Here is a 7,356-nt window from a genome sequence, read left to right on the forward strand (position 1 = left end):
CTGCGTTTCTGTGTATCGAGACTTTTTCATCAGGAGTTCTCCTTTCTTGGCTCAGTTTACGCCGAAGAACTCTAAAAAGGTATGTCGCTATTTTAGGGGAGGTTTACAATAACAAACCGCTGTAGACGCACGCGGGGCTTGCTGGGATGCCTATGAGGTTATTTTTAATAATATTATCTGCAGTGTTAGTAGGTTGCATCGCTAAACCGCGAGGAGTTTATTATGAGCCTTCTCACCCTCTCGGAGTCGCATCATCAAATACGTGTGACGCTAATAGCAACAAAATTAAAATTGAAATCCCTTTAGAAGAAGGCGTTTTATTAAATGCCTCACTTCAGTCTGATATTGAAGGCTCTTATAATCTGTTAATTCATTTTGAAATAGCTGAAAACAAAATAGTAGAGCTTCAATCAGATAAAATTTCTGTTTCTTCAAGTAATTCAGAAAGTAAGACTTATCAGATAGATGAATGGAAAGATAATGTGCTAGTTGGAGGCAAGGTTATTCAAAGGTATCAAGGAATGAGCTTCGAATATGATAAATCATTTGGCGGAGAATTTAGCATTGGGGAACTTAGCGAAAATTGGTTAAAGATAAGCATTCCAGAATTTGTCGTATCAGGTTCACACATTAGGCTACAGCCTATTGAATTTAAGAGGGTCTCTGGCAATGTTCAGTGGTTGCCGAAACTAAATTGTTAGCACATAACAAACCGCTGTAGACGCAAGCGGAGCTTGCTGGGACAAAAACATGTGGGCCGTCCTCGCTTCGCTCGTAATTATAGCCCACGTATTTTTGCCCCTAAGCGGGGTGTTATGTTGCTAAGGATGAGCAATGGGAAATTTTGAAATATCACCAACATTTGTGCTGTATATTTGTGCGCTTATCACGACCTTTGTGATGTCTAGCGTTGAAAACCGAGTAGTTAAAAAGCTCAAATCAGCTCTCGGAAAAGATGCTCGAATAATTGAAAAAATCAGTTTCTGCAATCCACTTCAGAGCTTTACGAATATGGTTTTCTTTTTCAGTTATAAAGTTGACCACACAACCCCTAAAAGGGTTTCAGAGTTAATTCGAAGAGGAAATTACGTCAAAGTGCTTTATTTTGTCCAATTGACTGTAGTACTCATGTATATGTTTTACTGGTTTAACAGTCAAACGTGGTAGGCATTAAATTGTCTTTCTTCGTAGCCGAGTCGCAACATAACAAACCGCTGTAGACGCACGCGGTGCGTGCTGGGACAAAAACACGTAGGCTGTCCTCGCTTCGCTCGTTATTATAGCCCACGTGTTTTTGCCCCTAAGCGGGGTGTTATGTGCGTGTTTGAATTAGTCGCTTTAAAGTGTCGGCTTTAGCTAGCTCATATGTAAATTCAGCAATCACTCTTTGTTTTTAACCTACGTAAACCCCCGTTTTTGGTTGGCTAGATGTTGCAAGTAAATTGCATTTTCATTGCTGTCGTAATAAATTGGGCCAAATAGTTTTATTGTCTTAATCGTAAACGCGGCAATTTAAAGCATGGTGGGAGATTTTATGACGCACTTCGCATCAAGCTTTAACATTAACCGCTTGTCCACTTTACTCGCGGTAAATAAGTCCAAAACATAGGGAAGGCGTTTTAACAAATGGTTTCAGCACATAACAAAACGCTTAAGTCGCAGTCCGCTGGGGCGGCCTGCTGGGACACAAACACGCGGGGCGCTTCGCTATTTTGCCCCACGCATTTGCGCCCCTTAGCTTAGCGTTATGTGCCTAGGGATACATATGTGCAACTTTAAAAAATCGATCATGGCACTTGCAGCATCTGCGAAGGTACAAGAATCACTTTTTCCAGATCACGTACATGTCGGTGATGAATTGGTTATTGAGTTTGGGGATTGTGTCAACGACTTGAAGATAAGTACCTTTACCCCAGTCCAACTATCATCTATCGAAAAGTTGGACACTTTCATTCTTCAGAATTCAGGTAAAGAGCATGAATCATTATATCTCCACGCAGAGTCATTACATGCTGACCCTAGGTGGGATAATATCAGGTTGCTTGCTAAAGAAGTGGCAAAGGAAATGGGTTGGCCTATAACTAATCCTAAAAAAGACACCCACAATGTAGTAAGCGGCACATAACAAACGCATTAAATCGCTCGCAAGCTCGCTGGGACGATAACACATGGGCTGCGTCACTTCGTTCCTAATTTTAGCCCATGTGTTATCGCCCTTTATGCGGGTGTTATGCAACTCAAAGGATTTTTTAACTTTGGACAAATCAAGGATACTAGGACTGATAGGTTTAATTGCATTAATCCCTATTATTCCTGCACTACTCACTAGTATTAGCTTTGTGTTAGCAATCATTTCGACCGTAATTACTCTCAGTACAACTGGCGGCAGTGCAGACCCTAAAATACTGGCTGGCGAGATTTCTACATTTATAGTTCAGCAAATTGTCAGCATTATCGTTCTGCTACCAGGATTAATCTTGGTATCTCTGGCATCATTAAAATTTAAGGTTAACGCTAATTGGTACAAAAAAGTACTTAGGGTAATGGCTTGGCTTTCAACGTTATGTTTACCGCTGTTAGTTTTTGTAGGTATTTATTTGCATTGGTTAAACCGTAAAACCGTTGCATAACAAACCGCTGCAGACGCAAGCGGAGCTTGCTGGGACAAAAATACGTGGGCTGTCCTCGCTTCGCTCATTATTATAGCCCACGTATTTTTGCCCCTAAGCGGGGTGTTATGTGCGTGTTTGAATTAGTCGCTTTAAAGTTGTCTGTTGTAGTCAATTTGCAGGTTAATCCGGCAATCATTGTTTGTGTTTAACCTAAGTAAAAAACTTTTTTTGTTTGGCTAGGTATTGCAAGTAAATTGCATTTTCAGTGCTGTCGTAATAAGTTGGGCTAAGTGGTTTTAGTTTTGTACTAATCGTAAACGCGGCAATTTCAAGTGGGTTAGGGGGCTTGGCAATGCACTTCGCATTGTGTTTTTACATTAACCACTTGCGCCTTTTACTCGCGGTAAATAAGTCCAAAACATAGGAAAGGTGTTTTAAGTCATGGTTTCAGCACATAACAAAACGCTGTAGACGCACGCGGAGCGTGCTGGGACAAAAACACTTGGGCTGTCCTCGCTCTGCTCGGTATTATAGCCCACGTATTTTTGCCCCTAAGCCGGGTGTTATGTACTTAGCTATAAAAATGGAGTTTTGAGTGCTGAGAAAAATAAGGAATATTAGCCTGATCGATTTTATATGTTTGCTAGCTATATTCGCATTTTCGGCATATAGAATGGAAACATGCGGCTATGATTGTGGGCTATTTTCCGTTTCCTCAGGCACTGCAACTGTCTTTTATTACTTGGCATCTCTATGGTTAGGTTTGCTTACTCTAATAGTACTATTAGCATCTACCTTTTATTCTTTATTCAAAACTCGTTTTAAGGGTTAGGGGCAGTTGCTACAAGGTAGTTTTTTAATCGTACATAACAAAAAAATTATGTCGCCCGCAGGCGGGCTGGGACACAAACAGGCAGGCGGCTTCGCCATTGTAGCCTGCCTGTTTGTGCCCCATATTTAGGTGTTATGTTTCAAAGGGAAGTGATTTGAAAATCTTTATCATCGTGATTGTTCTCTGTCTTACTGCGTGCACGTCAAAGGAAAATGAGCAGTACCAAAATGAGAAAATGGTATTCGCAGGATTCAAGAGTGGGGACTTAGTGTATGAAGGAGCTATTACTAAGGATCTGAATCAGAACGTTTTTGAAGCCTTTCACAAAGCTGATACAAAGCCGAAAAAGCTCATAATTTCTAGCCCCGGAGGCGAGATTGGTTTAGGAATGGAGCTTGGGGAATGGGTTCGTGAGCACAATTTAGATATAGAAGTAGCAAACCTTTGCGCATCGTCATGTGCTAACTATGTATTCACTGCAGCAAATAAAAAGTATCTCAGGAAAAATTCTGTTTTGATATGGCATGGAAGTGCTTGGCAAAAAAATTGGAACACTGATGGAGTGCCAGAAAATTTTCTATCTGAATACCTTATTCCCATGAGAGAAAGGGAAGCACTATTGTTTGAAAAACTAGGAGTGGATAATCTCTTAACCGTCTATGGACAAATTCAGATAACCTGGTGGCAACAAATATTACAATTGTTCGGACAATATAATACAGGTTGGGATTATTCTATTGAAGACTTGAATCGTTTTGGTATCTCAAACATTATTCTTATCGATAATGAATGGGATTGGCGAAAGTACAGACCTAACAAAAGCAATAAAGTTTTGCGTCTTAAAGTAAGCAATGAATACACATTCAAGCTTCGGCGGTTTGAAACATAACAAACCACTTAAGGCTCTCGCTTCACTCGCTGGGACAGTAACACGTAGGCTCTGTCGCTTCGCTCCTAATTTTAGCCTACGTATTACTGCCCCTTAGTGGGGTGTTATATCGCGAAGGAACATTCCAGCAAATTCTTCACGCTTGAAAAATAGACAAAAGACCGCATTAATGTTTCAGCGTTTATTTCAAGGAAGAAGAAATGTCTCGGTCTGATGGTGTGTTTAAAGAGAAATCTGTAGCCGTAGTTCTAGCCTTATGTGTTTTAACTTTTGGGCTTTACGTCATTTTTCGTCTCTGGCAACTGACTAAAATACTCAATTCAAGTACAGATATTCATATTTCAAAAGCTTTCACATCAACCGCGATCTCTATTCACTTACTTTCTCTTCTTGGGCTTGTCTATTATTTTCTTTTCCCTGCACCAACAGCACTATTAATCACAGCTAAACTTCTTCACCTGCTATCGACAATTTTTCATATTGTATGGATCATCAAAGTGAGGAATAGGATCAACAGAATTAATGGTGCCTCTAAAGGCAACATGCTGTGGCTAGATCCTTTCCTAAGTAGCTTTTTTCATGTCATTTACTTTCAACACAAAATAAACCAATCTATAGACTCTGAGGCCGCAGGCAAACTCGCGATATAACAATCACATTAAGTCGCTCGCAGGCTCGCTGGGACAGTAACACGTGGGCTCTGTCGCTTCGCTCGGATTTTAGCCCACGTGTTACTGCCCCTTATGTGGGTGTTAGGCGCTACGGAAATTTTTGTATGGATAGAAAACTCATAATTCCCTTTCTTGCCGGATGTTTCTTATCAGCTATTGGCTTCACGTTAGCTTCACACATCTTGAGTGAGTCTGAGTCCAGATATGATTATTTTGCAGTAAATGATTCTCAACGCGCTTGTTTAGAAGGTATTTTAAAATATAAAGGAGAAGTTATTACAGAAAGTAATTTATCATTTCCAGAGTACCTTTCGGGAACCATACTTTTAAAGGTTAAAGCAAAGGACGAGTACCGAGATATTAGTAAGCATTTTGGCACTTGCTTCAGCCGAGGATATATGAAATGAAATTGCAGTCGTGTAGCCAGACACAGGTACTTAGCTTTTACAGTGAAGAATTGCTCAGTGAACTGAAAGTGTTGGCAGCTAACAAACCGCTGTAGACGCACGCGGGGCGTGCTGGGACAAAAACACGTGGGCTGTCCTCGCTTCGCTCGTTAGTATAGCCCACGTATTTTTGCCCCTAAGCGGGGTGTTATAAGCCACAGGGAATTTGAGTTTGGCAGTATTATTTATAAGTGTATTTGTTTGTACATTTTTATGGATTGAACTTCATTACTATGTAATCAGTCGGTACGGAAACAGAGCGGCACTCGTCTTGTCGTTAGTAGGGTTGCTTTTGGGATTTCTCTACTCATATTTTTCCTCGTCATCAATGTACGTGCGAGAGACAAAGCAAATGGCCCTCATAACCTTCAGCGCAATAGTATTTGTAGTTCCAATTATCGTATGTCATTTTTTAACGTGGCTGACTCGAAAAAATAGGCCCAATACACGTCACGTGATTTCTGCTTTCTTAGCATTTATTAATTGTTTTTTATGGCCGCTTTTTGCTTTGGTTACAGGTTGTTATGTGCAACTAGATTGTATTTAATACGGCTTATAACAAACGCATTAACCACTCGCTGCGCTCGCTGGGGACAAAAACACGTAGGCTCCCTCGCTTCGCTCGTAATTGTAGCCTACGTATTTTTGCCCGTTATGCGGGCGTTATATACCAAAAGGAAATTGGGAAATGAAAATGGCTTATTTGCTCAATAAAACGGAAGACTTTTTAGAATATTTGATATCACCAAAGTGTGTTTGGCTTCTTGGTTTGGTGCTCATGTGTATTTATGTGTCTTATTGTTATTTTCATGCGGCAACTATTTTTCATCCAGGGATTTATTTCTTTGGTGTAATAACCTCTCTATCATTAGTACTCTATTCAGCTTTTGGAGCTGATAAACATAAATCAGTAAAATTAGTTTTGTGTTTAATGTTCGTGTTCTTTGTACTGTTAGATCTGGTGCAGAGGTTGTATTAAGTTGTTATATAACAAACCGCTGTAGACGCAAGCGGAGCTTGCTGGGACAAAAACACGTGGGCTTTCCTCGCTCTGCTCGGTATTATAGCCCACGTATTTTTGCCCCTAAGCGGGGGGTATGTGCGTGTTTGAATTAGTCACTTCAAAGTGTCGGTGGTAGTCAATTCGCAGTTGAATTCAGCAATCACTGTTATTGGTAAACTCAAGAATTAAATAGTTTTTAGTTTGGCTAGATATTGCAAGTAAATTGCATTTTCAGTACTGACGTAATAAGTTGGACGCAACAATTTTTAGTTGGATATTAGTCGTAAACGCGTCAGTTTTAAGCGGGTTATGGGATTTAGCAATGCGCTTCGCATTGTGTTTTTACATTAACCACTAGCGCATTTTACTCACGGTAAATTAAGCCAAAACATAGGGAAGGTGTTTTAAGTCATGGTTTCAGCACATAACAAAGTGAATCGACACCAATAATCTAGACACTTCTCAGCCGTTCTTGATATCGCTTTTCATACTCTACTGGCGAAAGCAGATCATTGGAACCATGTTTTCGCTTATTGTTATAGAACATTTCTATGTAATCAAAGATATCACCTCTAGCATCGTCCCTTGTTGAATAGACTTTTCGCTTTACTCGCTCACGTTTCAGCAGTTGGAAGAAGCTCTCAGCTACCGCATTATCATGGCAGTTACCGCGTCTGCTCATGCTGCCTTCAAGGCCATTTAGTTTAAGGAAGTGTTGCCAATCATGACTCGTATATTGGCTTCCTTGATCTGAATGAACTGTCACCATTTTCTTAGGATTACGCCGCCATATTGTAAACCTCCCTTAATTAGTTACATCCATAATTAGAGATTTCGGCCATTTCATGCTTGGTTAAATATTCCCATGGTGTCAGATCATTCAGGGCATCATGGGGACGCTCT

Annotated in this window: 6 protein-coding genes and 1 pseudogene; 6 read left to right on the forward strand and 1 reads right to left on the reverse strand. The window is 40.4% G+C overall.

The window, feature by feature from the left end:
• Nucleotides 1-152 precede the first annotated feature (152 nt).
• The 6 genes from ACXAH6_RS20090 to ACXAH6_RS20115 all read left to right on the forward strand — a co-directional run bounded on the left by ACXAH6_RS20090 (nucleotide 153) and on the right by ACXAH6_RS20115 (nucleotide 5,411).
• Nucleotides 153-701 carry a hypothetical protein gene (locus ACXAH6_RS20090; protein WP_474879751.1) on the forward strand — a complete coding sequence of 183 codons (549 nt, stop codon included), beginning with the start codon at nucleotides 153-155 and terminating at the stop codon, nucleotides 699-701.
• Between the two features lie 1,064 nt (nucleotides 702-1,765).
• Entirely contained in the window at nucleotides 1,766-2,125 is a 360-nt protein-coding gene (locus ACXAH6_RS20095) for a hypothetical protein (RefSeq protein WP_474879752.1), read from the forward strand.
• Nucleotides 2,126-2,255: 130 nt separating this feature from the next.
• Nucleotides 2,256-2,630, forward strand: coding sequence for a hypothetical protein (locus tag ACXAH6_RS20100; RefSeq protein ID WP_474879753.1), 375 nt, complete (start codon nucleotides 2,256-2,258; stop codon nucleotides 2,628-2,630).
• 968 nt (nucleotides 2,631-3,598) lie between these two features.
• On the forward strand, nucleotides 3,599-4,333 hold the full coding sequence (locus tag ACXAH6_RS20105) for a hypothetical protein (RefSeq protein WP_474879755.1): 735 nt from the start codon (nucleotides 3,599-3,601) through the stop codon (nucleotides 4,331-4,333).
• A gap of 200 nt (nucleotides 4,334-4,533) precedes the next feature.
• A complete protein-coding gene (locus ACXAH6_RS20110) occupies nucleotides 4,534-4,983 on the forward strand; it encodes a hypothetical protein (protein WP_474879756.1) in 450 nt (149 codons plus the stop codon).
• A gap of 125 nt (nucleotides 4,984-5,108) precedes the next feature.
• Nucleotides 5,109-5,411, forward strand: coding sequence for a hypothetical protein (locus tag ACXAH6_RS20115; protein WP_474879758.1), 303 nt, complete (start codon nucleotides 5,109-5,111; stop codon nucleotides 5,409-5,411).
• A 1,493-nt stretch (nucleotides 5,412-6,904) separates the two neighbouring features.
• Here the strand turns inward: ACXAH6_RS20115 and ACXAH6_RS20120 are convergent.
• Nucleotides 6,905-7,246 (reverse strand): annotated as a pseudogene (locus ACXAH6_RS20120) (IS3 family transposase); the annotation flags it as partial.
• Between the last annotated feature and the right edge of the window lie 110 nt (nucleotides 7,247-7,356).

The sequence above is a fragment of the Alteromonas sp. ABE4_545 genome (genome assembly GCF_056161325.1).

Bases quoted from the DNA above. Each gene is read 5' to 3' on its own strand.
- ACXAH6_RS20090 (WP_474879751.1), top strand. From the start codon at position 153: ATGAGGTTATTTTTAATAATATTATCTGCAGTGTTAGTAGGTTGCATC.
- ACXAH6_RS20095 (WP_474879752.1), top strand. From the start codon at position 1,766: ATGTGCAACTTTAAAAAATCGATCATGGCACTTGCAGCATCTGCGAAG.
- ACXAH6_RS20110 (WP_474879756.1), top strand. From the start codon at position 4,534: ATGTCTCGGTCTGATGGTGTGTTTAAAGAGAAATCTGTAGCCGTAGTT.
- ACXAH6_RS20115 (WP_474879758.1), top strand. From the start codon at position 5,109: ATGGATAGAAAACTCATAATTCCCTTTCTTGCCGGATGTTTCTTATCA.